Genomic DNA, 21,398 nt, shown 5'->3' on the forward strand with positions numbered 1-21,398 from the left:
GGCGTTGCGGCCGGGGGCTCCCCTCCCGGGGGTCTAGGCGGCGTCCCGTCCGGCCCGCTGCAGCGCGGGCTCATCGTGGACGTCGTCGTGCACATAGCGGCGCCCGCGCATCAGCGACACCAGCGCCGCGACCATCGACATGGCGATGGCCAGGCCGAACACGATGACGAGCCCGTGGTGGAACGGCTCGGAGATCAGGTGCGGGAAGTACGAGCGCCCGGTGAGGGTCGCCACGTCGTCCGGCGCGAGGCTCCCGAGCACGTGGAACGGCGCGAGCAGGTTCTGGATCGGGTTGTAGCCGAGGAACGCGGCGAACAGCGTGCCGACCGGCGGCAGCTCGCCGACCTGCGCCGCGGGACCGGCCGGGACGCCGTGCTGCGCCAGCCCCTGCGTGAGCGTCCGCGGCAGCGTGTCGGACAGCCCCGCGATCATCAGCGAGAAGAACACGCCGATCGACAGCACCATCCCGGCGTTGGCGAACGTGGCGCGCATGCCGGACGCGACGCCGCGCTTGTCCGCCGGCACCGAGTTCATGATCGCGGTGGTGTTGGGCGCGGCGAACAGCCCGGACCCGACCCCGTTCAGGAAGATCAGCAGCGCGAACGTGGTGTAGCCGAAGTCGGTCGGGATCACCAGCAGCCCGCCGAACGCCAGCGCCGACAGCACCAGCCCGCCCGAGGCGAACGCGCGGGCGCCGTGCCGGTCGGACAGGTGCCCCGACAGCGGCCCGGCCACCAGGAACCCGGCGGTGAGCGGCAGCAGGTAGATGCCGGCCCACAGCGGCGTGTCCGCGTAGTCGTAGCCGTGCAGCGGCAGCCAGATGCCCTGCAGCCAGATGATCAGCATGAACTGCATGCCGCCGCGGGAGACCGCGGCGAGCAGCCCGGCCGCGTTCCCGGCGGTGAACGCCCGGATGCGGAACAGCGAGAGGTGGAACATCGGCTGCTCCACCTTGGTCTCGATCCAGCAGAACAGGACCAGCACCGCGATGCCGCCGATGATGCCGCCGAGCACCCACGGGTTCGTCCAGCCCATGTCGTGCCCGCCGTAGGGCTGGATGCCGTAGGTGATCGCGGCGAGCAGCGCGGTCAGCCCGACCGCGAACGTCGCGTTGCCGAGCCAGTCGATCTTCGCGGCGACCGCCCGCCGGGCGGTCTCGATGAGGCTGCGGTAGGCCCAGGCCGTCCCGACGATGCCGATCGGCGCGGACGCGAAGAACACCAGCCGCCAGCTGATCTCGCTGAGCAGCCCGCCCGCGACGAGGCCGATGAACGTCCCGGCGATGCCCGCGACCTGGTTGACGCCCATCGCCATGCCGCGCCGGTGCGCCGGGAACGCGTCGGTGAGGATCGCGGCGGAGTTCGCCATCAGCATGGCGCCGCCGATCCCCTGGAAGACCCGCCAGCCGATGAGCCAGAGCGCCCCGGCGCTCTCGTGGAACGGGTCGAGCGCCAGCAGGAGCGTCCCGACCGTGAACACCGCGAACCCGGCGTTGTACATCCGGACGCGTCCGAACATGTCCCCGAGCCGGCCGAGCGTGACCACCAGCACCGCGGAGACGAGCATGTAGCCCATCAGGATCCACAGCAGGTAGCTGACATTGCCCGGTTCCAGCGGATTCAGGTGGATGCCCCGGAAGATCGCCGGCAGCGAAATGATCACGATCGAGGAGTTGACCGTGGCCAGCAGCATGCCGAGCGTCGTGTTGCTCAGCGCGACCCACGGATAATGCCCGGACGGCACGCCGACCTCACCCCCCGCCGGATAGTTTCCTACGCTAACTAAGCATAAACCCGGCGTTCAACGCCACACCGAAAAAGGGTTCGTATCGGGTCACCTCCGGGCGCGTCCCCCCTCCCCCGCCCGGCCCGGGCGGGACCGCCTCCGGCGCGGAACCGGCGGCCGTCTAGGATCCGACCGGTGAACGGCAAACACCGGCTGGCCCTCGATGACGAGCGCCTCATCGCGTTCTTCCGCGAACGCCGCATCTGCACCTTGGTCACCGTCCGCCCGGACGGCACCCCGCACTCCGTCCCGGTGGGCGCCACCCTGGACGCGGGCACGGTCCGCGTGATCACCTCGTCCGGCTCGGCGAAGGCCCGCCACGTCCGCCAGGCCGGCGAGGCGGGCCTCCCGGTCGCCGTGACCCAGGTGGACGGCCGCCGCTGGGCCACCATCGAGGGCCGGGCCGTCCTGAAGACCGACGCCGCCTCCGTGGCCGACGCCGAACACCGCTACACGGCCCGCTACAAGCCCCCGCGCCCCAACCCGACCCGAGTGGTCATCGAAATCACCGCCACCCGCGCCCTGGGCACCCTCTGACCCCCGGCAAGCGGCTCAGCCGCACGGCACTGAAGTGCGACAACGTCCCGCCGCCGCCCGAGGTGGCTTCGCCGAACTCCCGGCGGCTCCCCGGGTCAGCGGCGTGCGTGAGGTAGACGAACACCTGCACGCCAGCCTCGGCGAGGCACTGCCACAACTCCGGGAACCGGATCTCCCGGCAGATCTGGACGCCGACCGTGAACGGCACGTCGCCCCCACCTACCTCCAGCGTGGGCAGATGGTCCCCTGCCGCCAGCAGACCGCGCTCGTTCATCGCCAGGTTGATCTTCTTGTACGTCCACCGGCGCCCGGACGGTGAGAAGCAGAGGGCAGTGTTCCACAAGGCGCCGTCCTCGTGAATCAACGAGCCGCAGAACACATGAACAGCACGCTCACGCGCGAGCTTCGCAACGTCCTCGGCCGCACGGGCCAGAAGGCCAGGATCGAGATTCCGACAAGGCCCCCCGGAAAACACGACAACCAAGGTCCGGCCGAGCGTCGTCCAGGACGCGCGCAATATTCGCCAGATTCTGCTCGACATCCAGGTGGCGGCGACCCGCGCAGTAGTTACGAAATCTCCACGGCTCTCGCACTCCCCTTCGAATATCGCGGTTCTTGGGCCACCGGGCGGGCTGATCTTGGTGCGTGTTCGAGAGGCATCTTGTTATTGGTATGTGAGGGGGCATGGGCCTTGGCGGACGGCGGGCTGGCCGCCGCGGGCCGGGCGGCGGGTCATGAGGCCGATGGCGGCCCGCCGAATCATGGCTCCTCTGGCGGCGGGATGGTGTTCGTAGTCGCGGGCCAGGCGTCGGTGCGGTGAGCCAGGCCGGCGTCCGCCCGACCGCCCACCTGCGGGGCAGGGCGGTGAACCCTTTCTGGCCTGCGGGTTTGCGGACGATGCCGATCGTGGTGCGCAGGGTCTGGGCGGCCCAGCCGACCAGCCGTCCGGTGAACCCGGCATCGGCGATCACGTATCGGCACGTGGGCGAGGTGAGATGCTGCCCCACCTACAGCTCCGCGTCCACGATCTCGCGCCGCGAGTGCTTCTCCGGACGGTCCTCGGTGCCGGCCGGTGACAGCAGCGGCTCGGCCAGGCCCACTCCTCATCGGTCAGGACAGAGGGGTAGCACGACGTCCGAGCCATCGCCACACCCTGCATAAACCGGCACACGACATCACACAGCCACACCGACCGAAATCAACTTCTCAAACACGCACTTGGATTCGCTCAACGTCGTCCCGTATGGAGGAGTGCGGCCGAGCGTGGTGCGGGTGACGTGTCCGCCCAGGGCCGGATCAGCCGGCCATAGCCAGGTCGTACATGAGGGCGGTACCGCGGGAGGCGGGCGGTTCGCTGCCGTCGCGCGGCCGCAGGTAGGGCATTAGGCCACTTCGCTGGTGCGCAGGTGCTTGCGGATCAGCAGCCAGTGCACCGGTGAGGCAGTGGCCACCCACGCCCAGGCGGCACCCAGCCGTGACGATCTATCGCGCCCCAGGATGGTCGGCCAGCAGTTGCACGGCCAGGTGCCCCTTGGCCGCACGGCGGGCGGGCTCCTCCGTGCGGCGATGTGCGGGTCGGCCAGGTACTCGGCGAATCCACGGCCGCTACCCGATCAGCGCATGTCCGGCCTGGTCAGCGGCCTGGTCCAGCCCGGCGACCGTGTACTGGCGGGCCTGTGTCATCAGCCCGGCGGTGTCCGGCGTTCCGATCACTTCAACCGGGCCATCCGCCCAGGCTCAAGCTGCGAAGTGCGGCTACCGGTCGGCGGCCGCGCCATGCTCGGCGGTCCCTCGGCGATCTCTTGCGGCGGTTCGGCTCGCCACTCATTCGGGCCGAACCACTCGGTTACGGGCCTGCCGCCTGGCGTCGGCTCCGGGGCGAGGACCGCCGGACGCGGCGGCGCCATGGCCGGACTCGGTGGGATGTGGCGGTCCACAGGTCGGAGGCCGCCGGTGTCCCAGGGGCGGGGTCGTCGGGTGGTAGAACGCGGTAGACGTACCGTCCGGCCCTGCTCTTGGTGATGTTCATCTGGTGCGGATTGGCGTGTTTGAACTTGTTGTGCCATCCGCAGCAGAGGGCGAGTTTGTCGATGTCGGTGGGGCTGTGGCCCAGGGCCCAGCCGTTGACGTGGTCGACTTCGCACAACGCGCCGGGGACTTCGCAGCCCTGGACGGCGTAGGTGGGGTAGAGCGTCTGGAGGACCTGCCGTTGGGCGGGGCTGGCGAACCTTTGCCGGTGGCCCAGGTAGAGCGGTATGTTCCCGCGGCCCATGATGAGGGCGGAGACCCCGGCCGCCAAGGCGATGCGGCGGGCCTGGGCGGCGGGGATGGGGGTGCCGTCGGTCAATCGGGCCGGGGTCTGGCCTCCGGTGAGGGTGTCCAGGTCGCAGATGACGGTGACGCGAGTGGCCGTGTGCCCGCGCGACAGGACGTTCGTCAACGCGGCCGCGGTGCGTTCGGAAAGGTCGCGGCGGTCGTCGGTGCCGGCGGGCTTGGCCAGGGGTGCGAGAGTACCGTCCCAGATCGCGGCGTCTTCTGCGTTGAGCCAGCCCTTCACGTAGCGGCCGCCGTCTAGGGACCGCGTCGTGTCGACCCAGGAGCGCTCGTAGCCGCGCCGGGTGTCGGCGTCGGGTGCCCGCTCGATGCCGTCGCGTTCGGCGATGAGGTCGGTGATCTTGTTGCCGAACGCGGCGACCTTCCCGGCGGAGAAGCCCTGCCCGGCCAGGTTGAGGAGGATCTCTTCGGCGGCCGCGCAGTCGGCGTCGTTCAGCCGCGCGACCGCCGCGCCGATGGTGGAGGCGTATCCGTAGGACAGGTCGCCCGCGGCGAGTCGGCGCGTGACCTCGGGGAGGCGGTGGCGCTGGCGGGCGAGGTGGAGCCGTTCTTTGGCGCGGGCTTCGCGCATGCCCAGGCGGGTGCGGAGCCAAGCCAGTGTGGACGGCAGCCCCCACCGACTCACTTCCGCGGACGCGTCGACCCGCCCGATCAAGGCGGCCAGCGCGCTTTCCTGCTGGTCTCCGGCGCGCGCGAGCGTTTCGGCCTGTGCCATGCAGACGGCCGGGGACGCGGACATTTCACATCCAGCGAGTTCGGCCGCGATCGAAGCCGCCGCGTCCACCAGCTCCCCGATGGACATCGACCCGACATCGATCTCACTCGAACACATAACCCAATGCTATCGAATGACTACACCTCCGCCAACCAATTAAGGTGACAATAATAAGACGCTCCGGACAGCCGCCAAACCAAACAGAAATTCTACCTCCAGACGCCCTAGACAGAAGGCGGAGAAAGGATCATCAGCCGCGAATCCCCTTCGGCCGCCTCGCTGCCGCAGTCGGGGCCGCAGGCCCCGACGACCCCCGCCCGTCGACAGACGAGCAACAGCAACCCCGCACAAACCCGCAGCTGGACACCCATCCCCGACCACCGACCCCAGCCGAAATGACTCCAGCCGACAACAACCGGAACTGCGCGCACCGGCCCGCCAGGGGCCACCGCAACCGGGCACCCACCGAAACCACACTAATCCGCTAAAAGGCCGCCGCAACCAGAAAAGACGACAGAACACCCGCTAGCAACGCCGGCCGATCTCCAGTCCTCGGATTCGGCTATTCAAGGTCGAACGCGCCCGACTTGATACGCGATGAAAGCCTCCGCCAGTCAGCCGGGCCGAACACGAGCATCGGCCCGTCCGGATCCGTGGAGTCACGCACCGCTACGACCGGCCGATGCGCCTCGCAGACGCGACCGGCCTCGGCGATCTCGATGCAGTCGCCATCCTGGTCGTCGCTACGGGTCGCTTTGCGCCACTGCTCGACGGTGGTTCCAGCGACCTCGACGCATAGGCCGCCCTGGTTATCGCTGCGGGAACTCTTGCGCCACTGAAGCCCACCGATCATGGATCTCCGATCATCCCTGCGATCATCTGGACGGAATCATCGGGCGGCAGCGCACAAGCACGAAGGACATCTAGCGCTAGACGGCATTCATCTACTTCCTCCGGGCATCCGATGATTTGTCCACCTCCAAAGCCAGAAGCGTAGATGACATCGCTCTGATCGGGTAGCGAGAACAGGATCATCGAGCCGTTCATCCCGGCATGCGCTCCGGCGGCGAACGGCAGTACCTGCAGGATGACGTCCGGGGACTTCGCCGTCTCGACCAGCCACGCGAACTGGTCGCGCATGATCTCGGCGCCACCGACCGGGCGGCGCAGAACACTCTCATCCATGATCACCCAGAAGAGCGGAGGAGCGTCGCGAGTCAGGATCTGCTGTCGGTTCATCCTGGCGGCGACGTGCTGTTCGATCTTCTGCTCGGAGTCACGCGCCGGTCCCGTCCGGAGAAGGGCGCGGGCGTAGTACTCGGTTTGAAGCAGACCGGGCACGGCCTGCGCCTCGTACGCGATCATCGAGTCGGCGTCTGCTTCGATCTCGACGACGGGGCGGAACCACTCCAGGTAGGAGCTTTCGATCAGTCGCTTCCAGAGGCGGGCGAGGGCGCCGCCCGTGTTGAGCGCCTGGTCGCAGTCCTTGATGAAGGACGGCTTGGGAGTGCGCTTGCCCGTCTCGACCATGGCGATCAAGGAGGACGAGACGTAGATCGTCCGGGCGAACTGGTCCTGGGTGAGTCCGGCGTGCTCGCGGTGGTAGCGCAGTTCACCGCCCCAGTAAGCGAGCGCCGCGGTTCCCGCCACCGGGGTCAGGGGCTTCTTCGACGTCATTCCCGCCTCCTCACTCGGCCACCGCGTCCTCACCTCGGTCGGCTCCTCGTCACGGCCGGTCCACGCGAGGACGATTCACGCACTCAAGGTAATCAGAAGGATTCACTCTGTGTGGCATGAACAGCATTTCCGCACTTGAAGCTCTCCGCGCCGAGGTGTCCGAACTGGCCGCCGAGCACGCGCCACGCCTCTTCGCCCTCTGCTGGCTCGACGCCGCGGCCGACGACGGCGGCATCCTCGGATGGGGGCTCGCAGTCCACGAAGGGCACGTCATCGCCTGCGGCGGCTCGGGAGGCCGCATCCTCGGGCGGTGCTCGTCCGCCGACCAGGCACGCCGGTTGTTCGGTCGCTCGCGGAGCGTTGAGGTCGTCTGGCTCGACTGACGGAAGGGGGTCCTATGCCTCGTCAAGGAGGCGGGACGCCAGGTCGCGCAGTTCGCGGTCCTCGGTGAAGGCGCACCACCCGTTGCCGTAGTGGTGGCGACGGTCGGACGAGAGGATCGTACGGGCCGCCCGCTGGACGTCCGGGGCCGCCGGGCTGATCTGCGCGAGGTACCGCATGGCCGCCCACCGCACCGGGAGATACCTGCCTGCGGCCAGTTCGTGGGCCTCCGGGGACAGTACGCGTTCGGCGGCCTCGGCGTCCCCAGTGGCCTGGTAGTACGCGTGCGCCGCCTCCACGCTCGTCCAGTGGGATCGGACGTCGAGGAGGGCCCGCAGCCGGTCGGCGTGGGCGGCGGCGAGCGGTCCGAGGTCAGCGATATAGGGCAGTTGATGGTGGGAACGTGGATCGAGCCCCTCGGCGAGCGCGGCGAGCAGCCGGGCGGGGTCGCCGGTCACCTTCCACACCGCCCACGGAAGGACGGCGGCCGTCTGCCGCGCGACCCACGGGTTCTGCGTGCCGAGCGGGGCGTCCAGGACGGATGCGGCATCGGCTGCGGCCGGGCCGATGGCGGCGAGCGCGCGGGCCGCCTCGATCGTCGCGTCCGTTCCGATGAGACGGATGAGCTCCGGGACAGCGGGCGCGGCCGCCGCACCCCACTCCGCCAGCGCCTCCGCGAGGCCGCGGGCGATGTCCGGTTCGACGAGGCGGGCGCGGATCGCGGGCAGCAGGACGCCGGCGTGCCCGCTCAGCGGCGCCAGCAGGGTGCGCAGGGCCGGCGGCATGGTCGTGAAGGGGCCGGACGGCCCGTATCCGTCACCCCCGAACCGCAGGTTTCCGGCAAGGCGATCGAGAAGGCGCGGAAGGCAGCGGGGGTCGTTCCGGCGGGCCAGGCCCCAGGCGGCGAGGTCGGCGATCCGGCCGTCCCCGTGCCGGGACAGGGGCGCGTCGTCGTCCAGACGGGCGGCGAGCAGGTCGGCGTCTCCCTCGTCGAGCGCGGCGAGCAGGTGCGTCGCGTGGGCGCGTGCCGATGAACGCGGCGGCCAGTTCGGTGCACGCGGCGGTGTCGTCCTCAAGGCGGTGGCCGAGCCAGCCGAGCAGGCGGGCGGCCCGGCCGCCGTAGAACTCCCGCAGGTCTGCGGGCATGTCCCCGACCCATGGCGTGTCCCGCCACACACTGATGTCGCCGCGCACGGCCGCCACGAGCACTCCGAGGTCGGGGCGCTGCGCGCGGACGGCCGTCGCGAGCGCCATCTCGGCTGCCATCCTGATCTGGGCGTCGTCGTGGCGGCGGAGGTCGCGCAGCCACACGAGCGCCTCGGGCAGGACGCCGGCGGTGCAGCCTCCGGCGAGCTCACCGGTCGCGATGATGATCCCGAGCCGTACCGCGCCGTCGTCCTCGGTGTCCCATCGCGCGCGCAACGCGGGAACGACGGCGTCGGCGTCGGCGCGTGCGGAGGACAGCGTGCTCGCCAGCACCCGCCGCACCGCGACGTCCGGATCGTCCAGCAGTGACAGGACGCGGGGCAGGGCGGCGGCCCAGGCGTCCGGCCAGCCGTCGTCCACCCCGGACGGGGACACGGTGTTCGCCTCGTCGGCGAGCAGGCCGATCAGCTCCAGCAGGCCGGGACGTACCGGCACGGCGGGGTCGCCCGCCAGCACGACCAGGTACGGGAGCGCGGCGCGGGCGGCGGAGAAGACGATGCCGCCCTGGTGGTAGATCTTGCCTTCCAGGTCGTCGAGCGCGTTCTCCGGGTCGACGCCCTGAGCGATGCCGCGCAGGAGATCGGGACCACCCCCGCCTCGCCGTAGGCGTGCCTGAGTGCCGTCCAGTCGATGTCGTCCAAGCCGCGCAGGGTCACAATTCGGAGATCATTCCATCTCTCCGGTGTAGGCGGCGATGGTGCGGTCCGCGGAGGCGCGGGCGGCGGCCTCGTCGGCGCCGGAGGCGACGTGGGCGGCGAACCACGCCTCGCCGCTCTGCCGGCTGAACTCCTTGCCCTCGCCGGTCGTGGACCAGTCGGGGCCGACCTGCTCCGGGGCGCTCTCGCCCGTCGCGAGGTGCAGGGCCAGGCCGAGCAGGCCCATGTCCCAGCCGATGCCGACGGCGCCGGGGCCGAACTGGTCCCACATGGCGTCGTCGACGTGGGCGATGTGCTCCAGCTCGAAGCGCGCCCGGCCGTCCGGCTCGGGGGTCAGCCGGACCTCGATCCAGGACGTCTGCCCGCCGTACTCCCAGGTCGCCGAGTAGCCCTTGGGCGGGTCGCAGGTCTGGATCGTCCCGCCGGCGTTGCCTTCGAGCTGGTAGCGGCCGCCGAGCCGGAGGTCGCCGGAGATCGGCAGGAACCAGCGGGGGATCCGCTCGGGGTTGGTGACGGCGTCCCACAGGTCCTCGACGTCGGTGTCGTAGACCTGGCTGATCGTCGACGTCCGCGCGGTGCCGGCCTCCAGCACCCGCTCGCCGACCGTGCGGCGTACCGCGTTGATCTGCCCCGTGACTTCGATCATCTCTCGCTCCCTGGGTCGTGGCGGCGTGCGCGCCCGCCCCGGGCGATCTCGGTCGCCAGGGCGTCGAGATGCGGCGTCCAGAACCGGCGGAAGCGGTCGAGCCAGGCGTCGACCTCGCGCAGGGGCGCGGGGTCGACGGCGTAGAGCCGCCGCGTCCCCTCCGCCCGCACCACCGCGAACCCGCTGTCGCGCAGCACCTTCAGATGCTGTGATACCGCGGGCTGGGAGATTCCGAACTCCTCCCGGACGACCGCCGTGACCTCGCCGGACGACCGCTCGCCCTCGGCGAGCAGCTCCAGAATCCGGCGCCGCACCGGGTCGCCCAGAACATCGAACGCGTGCACGACCCCAAACTACAGGCTCGACTTATATAAGCCAAGCCTTAAGGAGCGGTCAGCGGCCGGCGAGGAGCTGCTCGAAGGGGACGGGGTCCTCGTACGGGTCGTCCTTCGCCGCGGCGGGACGGGCCTCCATGAGCGCGGCGAGTTCGGCGCCCGCCCGGGCGATGCGGTCGGGCAGGGCGCTCTCGCCGCTCCCCCAGTCCTCGGACGCGGCGTAGACGGCGGTCGGGGCGACCGTCGTGCGCAGGTACGCGAACAGGGGCCGCAGCGCGAAGTCGATCGCCAGCGAGTGGCGGGCGGTGCCGCCGGTCGCGCCGAGCAGGACGGGCATGCCCTCCAGGGAGTCGCGGTCGAGGACGTCGAAGAACGTCTTGAACAGGCCGTTGTAGGACGCGTTGAAGACCGGCGTCACGGCGATGAGGCCGTCGGCGTTCGTCACGGTCTCGACGGCGGCGCGGAACGGCCCGGACGGGAAGCCGGTCAGCGTCGCGTCGACCATGGCGTGCGCGTGGTCGCGCAGGTCGATCGTCTCGACGGCGGCGTCCGGGCCGAGGGCCCGCGCGACGGCCGCGGCCAGCCGGTCGGCGAGCAGCCGGGTGGACGACGGCTGCCCGAGACCGGCGGAGATGACGGCGAGCGCGCTCATCGGGCCTCCTCCGTTTTCGCGAGGCCGGCGAGGCGGGACGCGTGGGTCGGCGCGGTCGCCGGGACGTGCGCGGGGCGCAGCGCCTCGAACTCCTTGCGCAGCACCGGGACGACCTCCTCGCCGAGCATGTCGATCTGCTCCAGGACGGTCTTCAGCGGCAGCCCCGCGTGGTCCATCAGGAACAGCTGGCGCTGGTAGTCGCCGAAGTGGTCGCGGAACGAGAGGGTCTTCTCGATGACCTGCTGCGGGCTGCCGACCGTGAGCGGCGTCTCGGCGGTGAACTCCTCCAGCGACGGCCCGTGCCCGTAGACGGGGGCGTTGTCGAAGTACGGGCGGAACTCGCGGACGGCGTCCTGGGAGTTCTTGCGCATGAACACCTGCCCGCCGAGCCCGACGATCGCCTGGTCGGCGGAGCCGTGCCCGTAGTGCTCGAAACGCTGCCGGTACAGGGCGATGAGGCGCTGGAAGTGCTCCTTGGGCCAGAAGATGTGGTTGGCGAAGAACCCGTCGCCGTAGTAGGCGGCCTGCTCGGCGATCTCCGGGCTGCGGATCGAGCCGTGCCACACGAACGGCGGGACGCCGTCCAGCGGGCGCGGCGTCGAGGTGAACGACTGGAGCGGGGTGCGGAACTTGCCCTCCCAGTCGACGACGTCCTCGCGCCAGAGCCGGTGCAGGAGGTGGTAGTTCTCGATCGCGAGCGGGATGCCGTCGCGGATGTCCTTGCCGAACCACGGGTAGACGGGGCCGGTGTTGCCGCGTCCCATCATCAGGTCCACCCGGCCGTCGGCCAGGTGCTGCAGCATCGCGAAGTCCTCGGCGATCTTCACCGGGTCGTTGGTGGTGATCAGCGTGGTCGCGGTGGACAGGATGAGCCGCTCGGTGCGGGCCGCGATGTAGCCGAGCATCGTGGTCGGCGAGGACGGCACGAACGGCGGGTTGTGGTGCTCGCCGGTCGCGAAGACGTCCAGCCCGGCCTCCTCGGCCTTGAGCGCGATCGTCACCATCGCCTTGATCCGCTCGGCCTCGGTGGGGACGCGGCCGTCGGTGGGATCGGGAGTGACGTCGCCGACCGAGAAGATCCCGAACTGCATGGCGGCCTCCGAAATAGTAGAACGTTCAATCATCTTACGGGAACCGCGGGGGGCGAGATCGTATTCCTGACGTGTCAGGCGGCGCTCCGGACGTCCCGTTCGAGCGCGTCGACCAGCCAGGTGTTGAGCGTCCCGGCGGGCGCGGGCTCACCGGTGACCTGGCCGAACAGGGTCCAGTAGCGGCGGAGGCGCGGGTCCTGCTCCATGGCGACGGCGGGTAGCAGGGCGCGCCGGAAGCGCGGGGTGTCGCGTTCGCCCCGCCCCTCCGCGTGGGCGGCGACGAAGCGGTCGAGGGCCGGTCCGGGCTCCGGCTCCCGGCCCGCGATCACCAGCGGCGCGGCCAGCGACCCGGCGTCGCCGAGCCCGGCGATCAGTGCCGGCTCGTCCCGCACCCGGTCGGCGTTCACCCTGCCGAGGGCGCGCAGCTCGCACAGGAGCGGCCGGTCGGCCGCCACCGCGACCATCCCGGCGTACGCGACGACCTGCTCCGGCGCCGGATCGGCCGGCGGCTCGGGGACGCTCATCTCCAGGAACGCCCGCATCGCCCCGGCCGGCAGCGGGACGAGGACGCGGCGGCGCCAGAACTCCAGCAGGACGTCCCGCGCGGCCGGGCCGTCCTGCACGGCGGCGAGCAGGTCGAGGCGGGCGGCGCGGTCGGCCGGGCCGGCGTCCTCGACCGCGCGGAGCGAGGCGCGGCGCCAGGCGAGGGCGGCCAGCTCGGCGTCGGCGGCGCGGCGCTCGGCGGCGACGGCCTCGGCCAGCGAGCGCTCCCCGGTGAGGACGGCCGCAATGGCGGGCAGGCCGAGCCCGAGGGCGCGCAACCGCCGGACGAGGCGGAGCCGGTCCACGGCCGAGCGGTCGAACCGGCGGTGGCCGCCGGCGCTGCGCCCCGGCTCCAGGACGCCCTCGTCGCAGTAGAAGCGGATCGTGCGCACGGACACGCCGGTCAGTGCGGCCAGGTCGCCGATCCCCAGCGAGGCGTCCCCAAGGAAAGTGTCGTCCGTCACAACCGGTTGAACCTCCAGCCGACTGGAGCTCCTACCTTACGGGCACGACAGTGGACCACAGGAAGGAGACGACCGTGCTGGACGCCGCACGGATGAAGGAGGGCCTGCGCGAGCACGCCCGCGGGCTCGCCGGCGCCGCCTCGGGGGCCGACCCGGCGACGCGGGTCCCGACCTGCCCGGACTGGACGCTGCCGGATCTGGTCGGGCATGTCGGCCAAACGCACCGGTGGGCGGCCGGACTGCTCCGGACCGGCGGCACCGAGGTGCTGGACGAGCTGCCCCGCACGCCGCCGGACTCCCCCGCCGACTGGCCCGGCTGGCTGAGGGACGGCGCGGAGGAGCTGATCGCAGCGTTCGACGCGAGGCCGGACGAGTCGGTCGAACACCCCTTCTTCGGGGCGTGGCCGACCGTCATGTGCCTGCGCCGGATGGCGAACGAGACCGTCGTGCACCACGCCGACGCGGCGCTCGCGACGGGGACGCCGTTCGCGGTGGCGCCCGACCTCGCCGCCGACGTGATCACCGAGTTCCTCGGGCTGCTCACGTCGCCGGCGGCGGCGGCGCAGAAGCCCGAGCTGGCCGAACTGCGCGGGAACGGCGAGACGCTGTGCCTGCGCCCGGCCGAGGCGTCTCTGGAGGGCTGGCTGATCACCCGCACGCCGGAGGGGCCGGTCTGGGAGCACGGGGCGCTGGACGCGGACATGATCGCCGGCGGGCCCGTCCGGGACCTGCTGCTGGTGTTCGCCCGGCGGCTCGCCCCGTCCGACGCCGCCGAGGTGAAGGTGACGGGTGACGCGTCCCTGCTGGAGCACTGGCTCGCCCGGACGGCGGTCTAGCCGGTCAGGCGGGGGCGTCGGCGGGGGCGAAGACGGCCTGGATCTCCAGCGCGATGGTGATCTCGTCGCCGAGCATCACCCGGTCGCCCTGCAGCGGGACGTTGAACTCGATGCCGAAGTCGCGGCGGCTGATCGCGGCGGTCGCGGTGAAGCCGGCCCGGGTCCCGCCCCACGGGTCGGGGCCGACGCCGTGGAACTCGGTGAGCAGCCGGACCGGGCGGGTCACGTCCTTGATCGTCAGGTCGCCGGCGAGATGGTAGCGGGGGGTGCGGGCGCGGCGGCCGACGGCGGCGGGCTCGACGCCGGTGCCGGTGAACACCATGACCGGGTGCCGCTCCACGTCCAGGAAGTCGGCGGAGCGGACGTGCTCGTCCCGCTCGGCGTGGCGGGTGTCGATCGACTCCATCCTGACCTCCGCGCGGGCGGTGGAGTCGAGCGGGTCCGCGCCGATCACGACCTCGCCGCCGAAGTCCGGGAAGGAGCCGCGCACCGTGGTCATCAGGTGCCGGACCGTGAACGTGATCTCGGAGTGGACCGGGTCGATGGTCCAGCGGCCGGCTTCGAGGTCGGACACCTCGACACCCATGAAAATCCCCCCAAACAAGTGACAACCAGGAAAAACTACCTCAAATCCCATCTGGTCTGAGGGGCCCCCGCGGGGGAATGCTCGGGGACATGATCGGTGAACACGTCCTCGCCGGATACGTCCACGACGCCGGCGGCCGCGAGGCGCTCGACCTCGCGCGCGCCATCGTCGCGCTGACCGGCGGCCGGCTGAGCGTGGCGACCGTCCACCCGCCGGACCTGCCGGCCGCGGCCGGCGAGGCGCGCGCGGCACTGGACCAGCTCGCGGACCTCCTGGACGAGCAGCCCGCGGACCTGCTCGTCCAGGAGGGGCGCAGCGTCGGGCGCGGGCTCACCGTGCTCGCCAGCCGGATCGGCGCCGACCTGATCGTCGTCGGCTCCCCCGAGGGCGGCGCCCGCGGGCGCATCGGCGTCGGCGCCGCCGCCGACCACCTGCTGCACTCGGCGACCGAGGCCGTGATGCTCACCCCGTCGGGGTACGCCCCGCCGGACGAGCTGGGCCGGATCACGGTCATGTACGTCCGGCGGCCCCAGTGCGACGAGGCCGTCATCCGCGCCGCCCAGGCCGCCGAGCGCCTGGAGGTCCCGCTGCGGCTGGTCACCCTCGCCGTCGGGGACGTGGCCGGGGACCCGCTCCGCGACGACCTCGCGCTCGCCATCCGGCTCGCCCTGGACTCCGCCGACCTGCTCCCCGAGGAGGTCTCCGCGGAGCTCGCCGAGGGCGACGACGTCGCCGACGCCCTGGACGACGTGGACTGGCCCGAGGGCGAGCTGCTCGTCTGCGCGTCCAGCGAGGACGCCGCCGCCCACCGCGTGTTCCTGGGCGAGGTGGCCCTCAAGGTGCTGCGGGCGGCGCCGTGCCCGGTCACCGTCCTCCCCCGCGGCTACTACTGAGTAGCCCGTTTTGACCGTTTACTCGGAACCGCTTGCCGCCTGCGGTTTACCTGGACTACATTCCGTCGAGATCGGAACGTGACCATTGGAACGGGGCACGTTCCTCCCCCGGTCGGGCGCACCCTGCCCGGACGAGCGAGGCGCAGGGAGCGAGATGGACCCGATCGGCAGCAAGCTGCTCGACATCGCCAAGACGGAACTCGGCTACACCGAGAAGGGCGACGGCTACACCAAGTTCGGCGAGTGGTACCGCAAGAACGTCGACGGCGACCACGACCAGTACTTCTCCACCGCGCCCTGGTGCGACATGTTCCTCGCCTGGGCCGCCGACAAGGCCGACGTGACCGACCAGGCCGGGCAGTTCGCCTCCACCGTCGAGCACGCCAAGTGGTTCAAGAAGCACGACGCCTGGGGCCACGACCCCGAACCCGGAGCCATCGTCTTCTACGACTGGAACGGCTCCGGCGACATGGACCAGATCGACCACGTCGGCATCGTCGAGAAGGTCGACGGGCACACCCTCCACACCATCGAGGGCAACGCCGAGGGCTACAAGCTCATGCGCAAGACCCGCGACACCGGCACCGTCGTGGGCTACGGGTACCCGTCCAAGGTCAAGGTCGAGGCCAAGTACACCCCCAAGCACGCCGCCCCGGCCACCACCGTCGACAAGGTCGGCGGCCCCGCCACGGCCACGCACACCCATGAGGCCGAGCACAACGGCGCCGCCGAGCAGCTCCCCGCCCAGGACGTCGTCCTCGGCGGCATCCTCGCCTTCATCCTCTGCGGCACCGTCGCCCTCGCCGCCGGCCGCGCCGCCGCCGCGAAGGCCCCCACCTCGCCGCCCATCCGCGTCCGCAAGCGCGGCAAGCACCACCGCCCGTCCACCCCCGTCGCGCTCCCCGCCGACGTCACCCCCGCCGACCTCGACGCGGCCGAGGCCGGCACCACCCTCATGCCCGCCGTCTCCCTCGCCGCCGCGCACGCCGCCGAGGACCGCGAGTTCTGGGGCCGCATCGCCCACCTCGAAGAGGACAGGGAACTCGACTTCTGGAACACCCTCCACGCCGAGCTCACCGACTCCGAGCCCGCTCAGTACGCAAGCACTCCAGGATTCCGCTAGAGTTGTCCGTGCGAGCCCAGGGGGGCGACCCCCGGGCACGACACGCGGACGTGGCTCAGTTGGTAGAGCATCACCTTGCCAAGGTGAGGGTCGCGGGTTCGAATCCCGTCGTCCGCTCTGAGAGGCCCCATCAGGTCTCGCTCTGGTGGAGTGGCCGAGAGGCGAGGCAACGGCCTGCAAAGCCGTGTACACGGGTTCAAATCCCGTCTCCACCTCGCAGCACGCACAAGGGCGATTAGCTCAGTGGGAGAGCGCTACCTTGACACGGTAGAGGCCACTGGTTCAATCCCAGTATCGCCCACGAGTCGGGCTCTGGTGCTCGCCGCCCCTTCGGGGCGGCTTCGCCGGGGCCCGCACTGTTTTCCCGGGGGGCGACCCCCGGACCCCCGCTGTGGGGGCTCCGCCCCCACGCCCCCTTCCGGCTCAGGTCATCGGTCGCCTGAACGGTCGCCGCCCCCTCCCGTGGGGCTCCGCCCCTACACCCCCCAGCCGAAGTTGTGGTCACCGCCGGTGTGGGTGGGTGGGGCTAGGAGTTTGTCCATGAGGACGTGCAGGTGGTGGCGGAAGGCGGCTACGGCTTCCGCGTCGTCGGCTCTGCGCATGCCCTGGGTCCGGTTCAGGACGCCTGAGCCCAGGAAGCCGTGGACGCACCAGATCATGGTGCCCAGGAGGTAGTAGGGGTCCACGTCCGGGGGGACCTCGTCGCGGATCTTGTTGGCGGCCAGTTTCAGGAGCGGGCGGACGTAGCGGTCCTCCAGTTCGGAGATGTCGGCCGCGTCGTCGACCCAGCGGTGCGCCCAGAGGGAGCGGTTGGGCGGATGCGCCAGGTGGAAGTCCAAGTAGGCGTCGACTATCCGGTGGACGGCGGCCCGGCCCGGTTCGGCCTCGGACACGACCGCCTCCAGCATGGTGCGTTCGGAATCGAAGGCCCGATCCAGGACCTCCAGGTAGAGCTCCCGTTTGTCCCCGGCGACCTCGATGATCGTCGCCGGGTCGACCCCCGTCGCGTCCGCCAGGAGGCGCAGGGACGTTCCGTCGTAGCCGAGTTCGCTGAACAGCCTGGTCGCCACGTCGATGACCTGCTGCCGTGAAATGGCACTCGCCATGCCGTCACGCTATGCATGCTCCGGCGATGCCCAATGCGGCCCCGCGTCATCGTTCGGTCAAGCCATGGCAATCGTTCGGGCAGACGCTCCGCAGGGGCTTCGTCATGGGGTTGTCGGTAGGAGGCTTTCGGGGGTGATCGGCAGGGCTCGGGGGCGGTGGCCGGTGGCGTTGTGGACGGCGTTGGCGATCGCGGCGGCGGAGCCGACCTGGCCTATCTCGCCGACGCCCTTGACGCCGAGGGGGCCGGTGACGGTGTCCTCGACCTCGATCAGTTCGATGTCGATGTCGGGCGCGTCCGCGTTGACGGGAACCAGGTAGTCGCCGAAGCCGGTGTTGGCCCAGCGGCCGAGGGTCGTGTCCATGTAGGTGCCCTCCAGGAGCGCCTGGCTCATGCCCCACAGCATCCCGCCCATGAGCTGGCTGCGGGCCGTCTTCGGGTTGAGGACGCGGCCGGGCGCGAAGGCCGCGACCATGTGCCGGACGCGGATGAGGCCCAGGTCGGCGTCCACCGCGACCCTGGCGAACTGGGCGCCGAACGTGAGGAGCCCGTGCGGGGTGTCCAGGGGCGGCGGGTCCCAGCTGCCGATGGCGTCGGTGTCGTTGATGAGGTGGCGGTCCATCAGGTCGCGGTAGGTCTCGGTGGAGCCGTCGAGCGTCATGCGTCCGCCGGCTGCGGTGACCTTGGACGGGTCGGCCCCGTGCAGGGGCGACTCCGGGTCGGCGACGGCGAGGGCGATCATCTGGTCGCGGACGGCGGTGGCGGCGTTGTGCACGGCGGAGCTGACCATCATCGCGCCGTTGGAGCCGACGGGTGATCCGGCGGTCGGCAGGTCGGTGTCGCCGAAGTCGAGCCGGACGTCGTCCAGGTCGACGCCGAGGCCGTCCGCGGCCACCTGGGTGAGGACGGTCGTCATGCCGGTGCCGAACTCCTGCGCGGCGGTGGCGACCACGGCCGTGCCGTCGGAGTAGAGGCGGGCGCGGGCCCGCTGGGTGCGCATGAAGAACGCCACCGGGTACGCGGAGGCGGCCATCCCGGTGCCGACCAGCCAGTTCCCGTCGCGCTCGGGCCCGCGCCCGTCCCAGCCGAAGCGGTCCGCGCCGCGCCGGAGGCATTCGGCCAGGCCGCCGCTGGACCACGGATGCCCGGTGTTGGGGTCGACGTTGGTGAGGTTGCGCAGCCGGAGCTCGACCGGGTCGATGCCGAGTTCGCCGGCGAGTTCGTCCATGGCGCATTCGAGCGTGAACACCCCGCATGCTTCGCCCGGCCCGCGGGTGAAGGTGGGCGTCATCGTGTTGCCGCGCACGAGGTGGTGGACGCCCTCGAAGGCGGGGCTCGCGTAGAGCTGGGAGGCGGCGCCGAAGGCCGGTTCGGCCCAGTCGTCGAACGGCGAGGTCACGGAGGTCTTGTGGTGCCGGATCGCGGTGAGGCGCCCGTCGCGGTCCGCGCCGAGCGTGACGTGCTGCTCCTGCTCCTCGCGGTGGCCGCAGGAGGTGAACATCTGCCCGCGCGTCACCACGAGCCGGACGGGCCGCCGGACGTGCCGGGCGGCGAGGGCGGTGAGCGTCACGTGCGGCCACACCATCGCCTTCGACCCGAACGCCCCGCCGATGAACCGTGTCCGCACCCTGATCCTCGACGGCGACATGCCGAGCAGCGCGGCGACGGTCAGCTGCACCGCCTTGATGCCCTGGCAGGAGTCGTACAGCGTCAGATCGCCGCCGTCCCACGCGGCCGTGGTCGTCAGCGCCTCAAGGGCGTTGTGGTGGTTGGGGGCGAAATGGAACGTCGTGTCGACGCGCACGTCCGCGGCCGCGAGACCTTCGCCGATGTCCCCCCGGTGCAGCTGCGCGGGCATGAATCCGCCGAAGATCTTCTCGGGTTCGTAGGCGTCCGCCCGGCCCTGGTCGATGGTGGTGACGGACGGGGCCTCGTCGTAGTCGACCCGCACCAGGCCGGCGGCGTACTGGGCCTGCTCCAGGGTGTCTGCCACGACGATCGCCACCGGCTGGCCGGCGTAGTGGACCTGGTCGTCCTGCATCGGGAAGAACGTCTCGCCGGGGGCCGGGGCGCCGAGCAGCGACGGCACCAGCGGGACGCGGTTCACCTTCGGCACGTTGTGGTGGGTGAGGATTCCGACGACGCCGCCCGCGCCTTCGGCCGCCGCCGTGTCGATCGCCGTGATGCGGCCGCGGCCCACGCTGGCGCCGACGATCTGGGCGTGCGCCAGGTCCGGCAGCCGGATCTCCCCCGAGTAGCGTGCCGCGCCGGTGACCTTCTGCGGGCCGTCGACCCGGTTCACCTCCCGTCCGATGGCCTGGCTCATGGGGCTTCTCCGTTCGTGAGCTGCGTCAGTGCCCGGACGATCGCCCGCTTCGCGAGTTCGACCTTGAAGGCGTTCTGGGGGCGGGGTTCGGCGGCGGCCAGTTCGCGCCCGGCGGCCTCGGCGAAGACCTCCGGCGCCGCCGGACGGCCCGCCAGCGCCTGCTCAGCGAGCCGCGCACGCCACGGTCTGGTCGCCACTCCCCCGAGCGCGAGCCGGACGCCGGCGACCGCGCCGTCCCGGACGTCCAGCGCGGCGGCCACCGAGACCAGCGCGAACTCGTAGGACGCGCGGTCGCGGACCTTCAGGTACAGCGACCGGGCGGCGATCGGTGTCGCGGGCACGTCCATCGCGGTGATCAGCTCCCCGTGCTCCAGCGGGTGCTCGCGTTCCGGTGTGTCGCCGGGCGGGAGGAAGAAGTCGTCGACGGGGACGGTCCGTTCGCCGGACGGCCCGCGGGTACGTACCACGGCGTCCAAAGCGACCAGGGCGACCGCTAGGTCCGACGGGTGGACGGCGATGCATGTGTCGCTCGTTCCGAGGACGGCGTGGCCGCGGTGGTATCCGGTCATGGCCGCGCAGCCGCTGCCGGGGTCGCGCTTGTTGCACGGCGACGTCGCGTCCCGGAAGTAGGGGCACCGCACCCGCTGGCACAGGTTGCCGCCCATCGAGGCCATGTTCCGCAGTTGCGGGGACGCGCCCAGCAGCAGCGCCTGCGCGATCACGGGGAACCGGGTCGCGATCCGGGGCTCCTCGGCCGCGTCGCTCATCCGGGCGAGCGCGCCGATGCGGAGGCCGCCGTCCGGCAGGTCCTCGACGCGGTCCAGGGGCAGGTCGCTGATGTCCACCAGCAGGTCGGGGCGCAGGACGTTCTGGCGCACCAGGTCGACCTCGGTGGTGCCGCCGGCGAGGAACGCCCCGCCGGGGTGCTCCCGGACGGCCGCGATCGCCGTGTCGGTGTCGGCGGCCCGCGTGTAGTCGAACGGCCGCATCGTCACGCACCGCCCGCCGCGTCGCGGACGTCGCGGATCGCCGCCCTGATGTTCGGGTAGGCGGCGCAGCGGCAGAGGTTGCCGCTCATCCACTCGGCGATCTCGCCGTCGTCGGCGGCGTGCCCCTCGTCCAGGAGCGCGACCGCGGACATGATCTGGCCCGGCGTGCAGTAGCCGCACTGGAAGGCGTCGCGTTCGACGAACGCCCGCTGCATCGGATGCAGGCCGCCGTCCGGTGCCAGGCCCTCGATGGTGGTGACCTCGCGGCCTTCGCAGGCGACCGCGAGCGTCAGGCAGGCCAGCACGCGGCGGCCGTCCACCCGCACCGTGCAGGCACCGCAGGTGCCCTGGTCGCAGCCCTTCTTCGAGCCGGTGAGGCCGAGGTGCTCCCGTAACGCGTCCAGCAGGCTCACCCGGGGTTCGAGCCGCAGTTCGCGGGCCCGTCCGTTGACGGTGAGCGCGACCGTCCCGGCGTTCATGGCCATCTCGTCCTCCTCGTGGCCGCCGTCCGTCCGCTC

General features: G+C 71.4%; 22 protein-coding genes and 3 tRNA genes. 8 read left to right on the forward strand and 17 right to left on the reverse strand.

The annotated features are described in order from the left end of the window. Positions 1–33: 33 nt before the first annotated feature. A complete protein-coding gene (locus tag ABFX46_RS31680) occupies positions 34–1,743 on the reverse strand; it encodes an MFS transporter (RefSeq protein WP_346047589.1) in 1,710 nt (569 codons plus the stop codon). A gap of 177 nt (positions 1,744–1,920) precedes the next feature. Here ABFX46_RS31680 and ABFX46_RS31685 point away from each other — a divergent pair, with 177 nt between their 5' ends. Further along, positions 1,921–2,322, forward strand: coding sequence for a PPOX class F420-dependent oxidoreductase (locus ABFX46_RS31685; protein WP_346047590.1), 402 nt, complete (start codon positions 1,921–1,923; stop codon positions 2,320–2,322). On the opposite strand, the gene ABFX46_RS31690 is transcribed toward ABFX46_RS31685, so the two are convergent. The 4 genes from ABFX46_RS31690 to ABFX46_RS31705 form a co-directional block, all read right to left on the reverse strand. Beyond that, the gene (locus tag ABFX46_RS31690; protein ID WP_346047591.1) at positions 2,291–2,863 is read right to left on the reverse strand and encodes a nitrilase-related carbon-nitrogen hydrolase; all 573 of its coding nucleotides are present in this window, start codon (positions 2,861–2,863) and stop codon (positions 2,291–2,293) included. The genes ABFX46_RS31685 and ABFX46_RS31690 overlap by 32 nt on opposite strands. A gap of 1,305 nt (positions 2,864–4,168) precedes the next feature. Next, positions 4,169–5,488: an HNH endonuclease signature motif containing protein gene (locus ABFX46_RS31695; RefSeq protein WP_346047592.1), complete on the reverse strand. Its 1,320-nt coding sequence runs from the start codon at positions 5,486–5,488 to the stop codon at positions 4,169–4,171. Between the two features lie 445 nt (positions 5,489–5,933). Beyond that, a complete protein-coding gene (locus tag ABFX46_RS31700) occupies positions 5,934–6,224 on the reverse strand; it encodes a DUF397 domain-containing protein (protein WP_346047593.1) in 291 nt (96 codons plus the stop codon). Then, positions 6,221–7,048 carry a helix-turn-helix domain-containing protein gene (locus ABFX46_RS31705; protein ID WP_346047594.1) on the reverse strand — a complete coding sequence of 276 codons (828 nt, stop codon included), beginning with the start codon at positions 7,046–7,048 and terminating at the stop codon, positions 6,221–6,223. Before ABFX46_RS31705 ends, ABFX46_RS31700 begins: the two co-directional genes overlap by 4 nt. Before the next feature lie 116 nt (positions 7,049–7,164). Here ABFX46_RS31705 and ABFX46_RS31710 point away from each other — a divergent pair, with 116 nt between their 5' ends. After that, a complete protein-coding gene (locus ABFX46_RS31710) occupies positions 7,165–7,431 on the forward strand; it encodes a hypothetical protein (RefSeq protein WP_346047595.1) in 267 nt (88 codons plus the stop codon). Between the two features lie 12 nt (positions 7,432–7,443). Here ABFX46_RS31710 and ABFX46_RS31715 read toward each other — a convergent pair whose 3' ends face one another. The 7 genes from ABFX46_RS31715 to ABFX46_RS31745 all read right to left on the reverse strand — a co-directional run bounded on the left by ABFX46_RS31715 (position 7,444) and on the right by ABFX46_RS31745 (position 13,022). Beyond that, positions 7,444–8,214: a hypothetical protein gene (locus ABFX46_RS31715; RefSeq protein ID WP_346047596.1), complete on the reverse strand. Its 771-nt coding sequence runs from the start codon at positions 8,212–8,214 to the stop codon at positions 7,444–7,446. 31 nt (positions 8,215–8,245) lie between these two features. Beyond that, positions 8,246–9,091: a HEAT repeat domain-containing protein gene (locus ABFX46_RS31720; protein WP_346047597.1), complete on the reverse strand. Its 846-nt coding sequence runs from the start codon at positions 9,089–9,091 to the stop codon at positions 8,246–8,248. Between the two features lie 210 nt (positions 9,092–9,301). After that, positions 9,302–9,937, reverse strand: a complete 636-nt coding sequence (locus ABFX46_RS31725) for an SRPBCC family protein (RefSeq protein WP_346047598.1) — start codon at positions 9,935–9,937, stop codon at positions 9,302–9,304. Then, entirely contained in the window at positions 9,934–10,281 is a 348-nt protein-coding gene (locus tag ABFX46_RS31730; protein ID WP_346047599.1) for an ArsR/SmtB family transcription factor, read from the reverse strand. The genes ABFX46_RS31725 and ABFX46_RS31730 overlap by 4 nt, the downstream gene beginning before the upstream one ends. Positions 10,282–10,330: 49 nt before the next feature. Then, positions 10,331–10,924 (reverse strand): CE1759 family FMN reductase, encoded by a 594-nt coding sequence (locus ABFX46_RS31735; RefSeq protein ID WP_346047600.1) that lies wholly within the window; start codon positions 10,922–10,924, stop codon positions 10,331–10,333. Further along, the gene (locus tag ABFX46_RS31740; protein ID WP_346047601.1) at positions 10,921–12,015 is read right to left on the reverse strand and encodes an LLM class flavin-dependent oxidoreductase; all 1,095 of its coding nucleotides are present in this window, start codon (positions 12,013–12,015) and stop codon (positions 10,921–10,923) included. The genes ABFX46_RS31735 and ABFX46_RS31740 overlap by 4 nt, the downstream gene beginning before the upstream one ends. A gap of 74 nt (positions 12,016–12,089) precedes the next feature. Continuing rightward, on the reverse strand, positions 12,090–13,022 hold the full coding sequence (locus ABFX46_RS31745) for a MerR family transcriptional regulator (RefSeq protein WP_346047602.1): 933 nt from the start codon (positions 13,020–13,022) through the stop codon (positions 12,090–12,092). 50 nt (positions 13,023–13,072) lie between these two features. On the opposite strand from ABFX46_RS31745, the gene ABFX46_RS31750 reads away from it, so the two are divergent. Beyond that, positions 13,073–13,858 (forward strand): maleylpyruvate isomerase family mycothiol-dependent enzyme, encoded by a 786-nt coding sequence (locus ABFX46_RS31750; protein ID WP_346047603.1) that lies wholly within the window; start codon positions 13,073–13,075, stop codon positions 13,856–13,858. A gap of 4 nt (positions 13,859–13,862) precedes the next feature. Here ABFX46_RS31750 and ABFX46_RS31755 read toward each other — a convergent pair whose 3' ends face one another. Next, positions 13,863–14,444, reverse strand: coding sequence for a YceI family protein (locus ABFX46_RS31755; protein ID WP_346047604.1), 582 nt, complete (start codon positions 14,442–14,444; stop codon positions 13,863–13,865). A gap of 89 nt (positions 14,445–14,533) precedes the next feature. On the opposite strand from ABFX46_RS31755, the gene ABFX46_RS31760 reads away from it, so the two are divergent. The 5 genes from ABFX46_RS31760 to ABFX46_RS31780 all read left to right on the forward strand — a co-directional run bounded on the left by ABFX46_RS31760 (position 14,534) and on the right by ABFX46_RS31780 (position 16,761). Next, on the forward strand, positions 14,534–15,337 hold the full coding sequence (locus ABFX46_RS31760; RefSeq protein WP_346047605.1) for a universal stress protein: 804 nt from the start codon (positions 14,534–14,536) through the stop codon (positions 15,335–15,337). 154 nt (positions 15,338–15,491) lie between these two features. Continuing rightward, positions 15,492–16,460, forward strand: a complete 969-nt coding sequence (locus ABFX46_RS31765) for a CHAP domain-containing protein (RefSeq protein WP_346047606.1) — start codon at positions 15,492–15,494, stop codon at positions 16,458–16,460. Between the two features lie 44 nt (positions 16,461–16,504). Next, positions 16,505–16,577, forward strand: a tRNA-Gly gene (locus ABFX46_RS31770). 27 nt (positions 16,578–16,604) lie between these two features. Then, positions 16,605–16,675: transfer RNA gene (locus tag ABFX46_RS31775), tRNA-Cys, on the forward strand. A gap of 14 nt (positions 16,676–16,689) precedes the next feature. Continuing rightward, positions 16,690–16,761 (forward strand) — tRNA-Val (locus tag ABFX46_RS31780). A 175-nt stretch (positions 16,762–16,936) separates the two neighbouring features. On the opposite strand, the gene ABFX46_RS31785 is transcribed toward ABFX46_RS31780, so the two are convergent. The 4 genes from ABFX46_RS31785 to ABFX46_RS31800 all read right to left on the reverse strand — a co-directional run bounded on the left by ABFX46_RS31785 (position 16,937) and on the right by ABFX46_RS31800 (position 21,365). Beyond that, complete coding sequence (locus tag ABFX46_RS31785; protein WP_346047607.1) at positions 16,937–17,566, reverse strand: TetR/AcrR family transcriptional regulator; 630 nt, start codon at positions 17,564–17,566, stop codon at positions 16,937–16,939. A 102-nt stretch (positions 17,567–17,668) separates the two neighbouring features. Beyond that, positions 17,669–19,891 carry a xanthine dehydrogenase family protein molybdopterin-binding subunit gene (locus tag ABFX46_RS31790; protein WP_346047608.1) on the reverse strand — a complete coding sequence of 741 codons (2,223 nt, stop codon included), beginning with the start codon at positions 19,889–19,891 and terminating at the stop codon, positions 17,669–17,671. Further along, positions 19,888–20,880, reverse strand: coding sequence for an FAD binding domain-containing protein (locus ABFX46_RS31795; RefSeq protein ID WP_346047657.1), 993 nt, complete (start codon positions 20,878–20,880; stop codon positions 19,888–19,890). Before ABFX46_RS31795 ends, ABFX46_RS31790 begins: the two co-directional genes overlap by 4 nt. A 2-nt stretch (positions 20,881–20,882) precedes the next feature. Beyond that, positions 20,883–21,365, reverse strand: a complete 483-nt coding sequence (locus tag ABFX46_RS31800; protein ID WP_428831330.1) for a (2Fe-2S)-binding protein — start codon at positions 21,363–21,365, stop codon at positions 20,883–20,885. Positions 21,366–21,398: the final 33 nt, after the last annotated feature.

The organism is Actinomadura chokoriensis (assembly GCF_039529475.1).
GTDB lineage: Bacteria > Actinomycetota > Actinomycetes > Streptosporangiales > Streptosporangiaceae > Spirillospora > Spirillospora bangladeshensis.

Excerpts from the sequence above, each read along its gene's own strand:
- ABFX46_RS31715 (WP_346047596.1), bottom strand. The coding sequence starts at position 8,214 with ATGCCGCCGGCCCTGCGCACCCTGCTGGCGCCGCTGAGCGGGCACGCC.
- ABFX46_RS31725 (WP_346047598.1), bottom strand. The coding sequence starts at position 9,937 with ATGATCGAAGTCACGGGGCAGATCAACGCGGTACGCCGCACGGTCGGC.
- ABFX46_RS31755 (WP_346047604.1), bottom strand. The coding sequence starts at position 14,444 with ATGGGTGTCGAGGTGTCCGACCTCGAAGCCGGCCGCTGGACCATCGAC.
- ABFX46_RS31705 (WP_346047594.1), bottom strand. The coding sequence starts at position 7,048 with ATGACGTCGAAGAAGCCCCTGACCCCGGTGGCGGGAACCGCGGCGCTC.
- ABFX46_RS31700 (WP_346047593.1), bottom strand. The coding sequence starts at position 6,224 with ATGATCGGTGGGCTTCAGTGGCGCAAGAGTTCCCGCAGCGATAACCAG.
- ABFX46_RS31690 (WP_346047591.1), bottom strand. The coding sequence starts at position 2,863 with ATGTCGAGCAGAATCTGGCGAATATTGCGCGCGTCCTGGACGACGCTC.
- ABFX46_RS31790 (WP_346047608.1), bottom strand. The coding sequence starts at position 19,891 with ATGAGCCAGGCCATCGGACGGGAGGTGAACCGGGTCGACGGCCCGCAG.
- ABFX46_RS31695 (WP_346047592.1), bottom strand. The coding sequence starts at position 5,488 with ATGTGTTCGAGTGAGATCGATGTCGGGTCGATGTCCATCGGGGAGCTG.
- ABFX46_RS31735 (WP_346047600.1), bottom strand. The coding sequence starts at position 10,924 with ATGAGCGCGCTCGCCGTCATCTCCGCCGGTCTCGGGCAGCCGTCGTCC.
- ABFX46_RS31785 (WP_346047607.1), bottom strand. The coding sequence starts at position 17,566 with ATGGCGAGTGCCATTTCACGGCAGCAGGTCATCGACGTGGCGACCAGG.
- ABFX46_RS31765 (WP_346047606.1), top strand. The coding sequence starts at position 15,492 with ATGGACCCGATCGGCAGCAAGCTGCTCGACATCGCCAAGACGGAACTC.
- ABFX46_RS31800 (WP_428831330.1), bottom strand. The coding sequence starts at position 21,365 with ATGGCCATGAACGCCGGGACGGTCGCGCTCACCGTCAACGGACGGGCC.
- ABFX46_RS31760 (WP_346047605.1), top strand. The coding sequence starts at position 14,534 with ATGATCGGTGAACACGTCCTCGCCGGATACGTCCACGACGCCGGCGGC.
- ABFX46_RS31710 (WP_346047595.1), top strand. The coding sequence starts at position 7,165 with ATGAACAGCATTTCCGCACTTGAAGCTCTCCGCGCCGAGGTGTCCGAA.
- ABFX46_RS31795 (WP_346047657.1), bottom strand. The coding sequence starts at position 20,880 with ATGCGGCCGTTCGACTACACGCGGGCCGCCGACACCGACACGGCGATC.
- ABFX46_RS31740 (WP_346047601.1), bottom strand. The coding sequence starts at position 12,015 with ATGCAGTTCGGGATCTTCTCGGTCGGCGACGTCACTCCCGATCCCACC.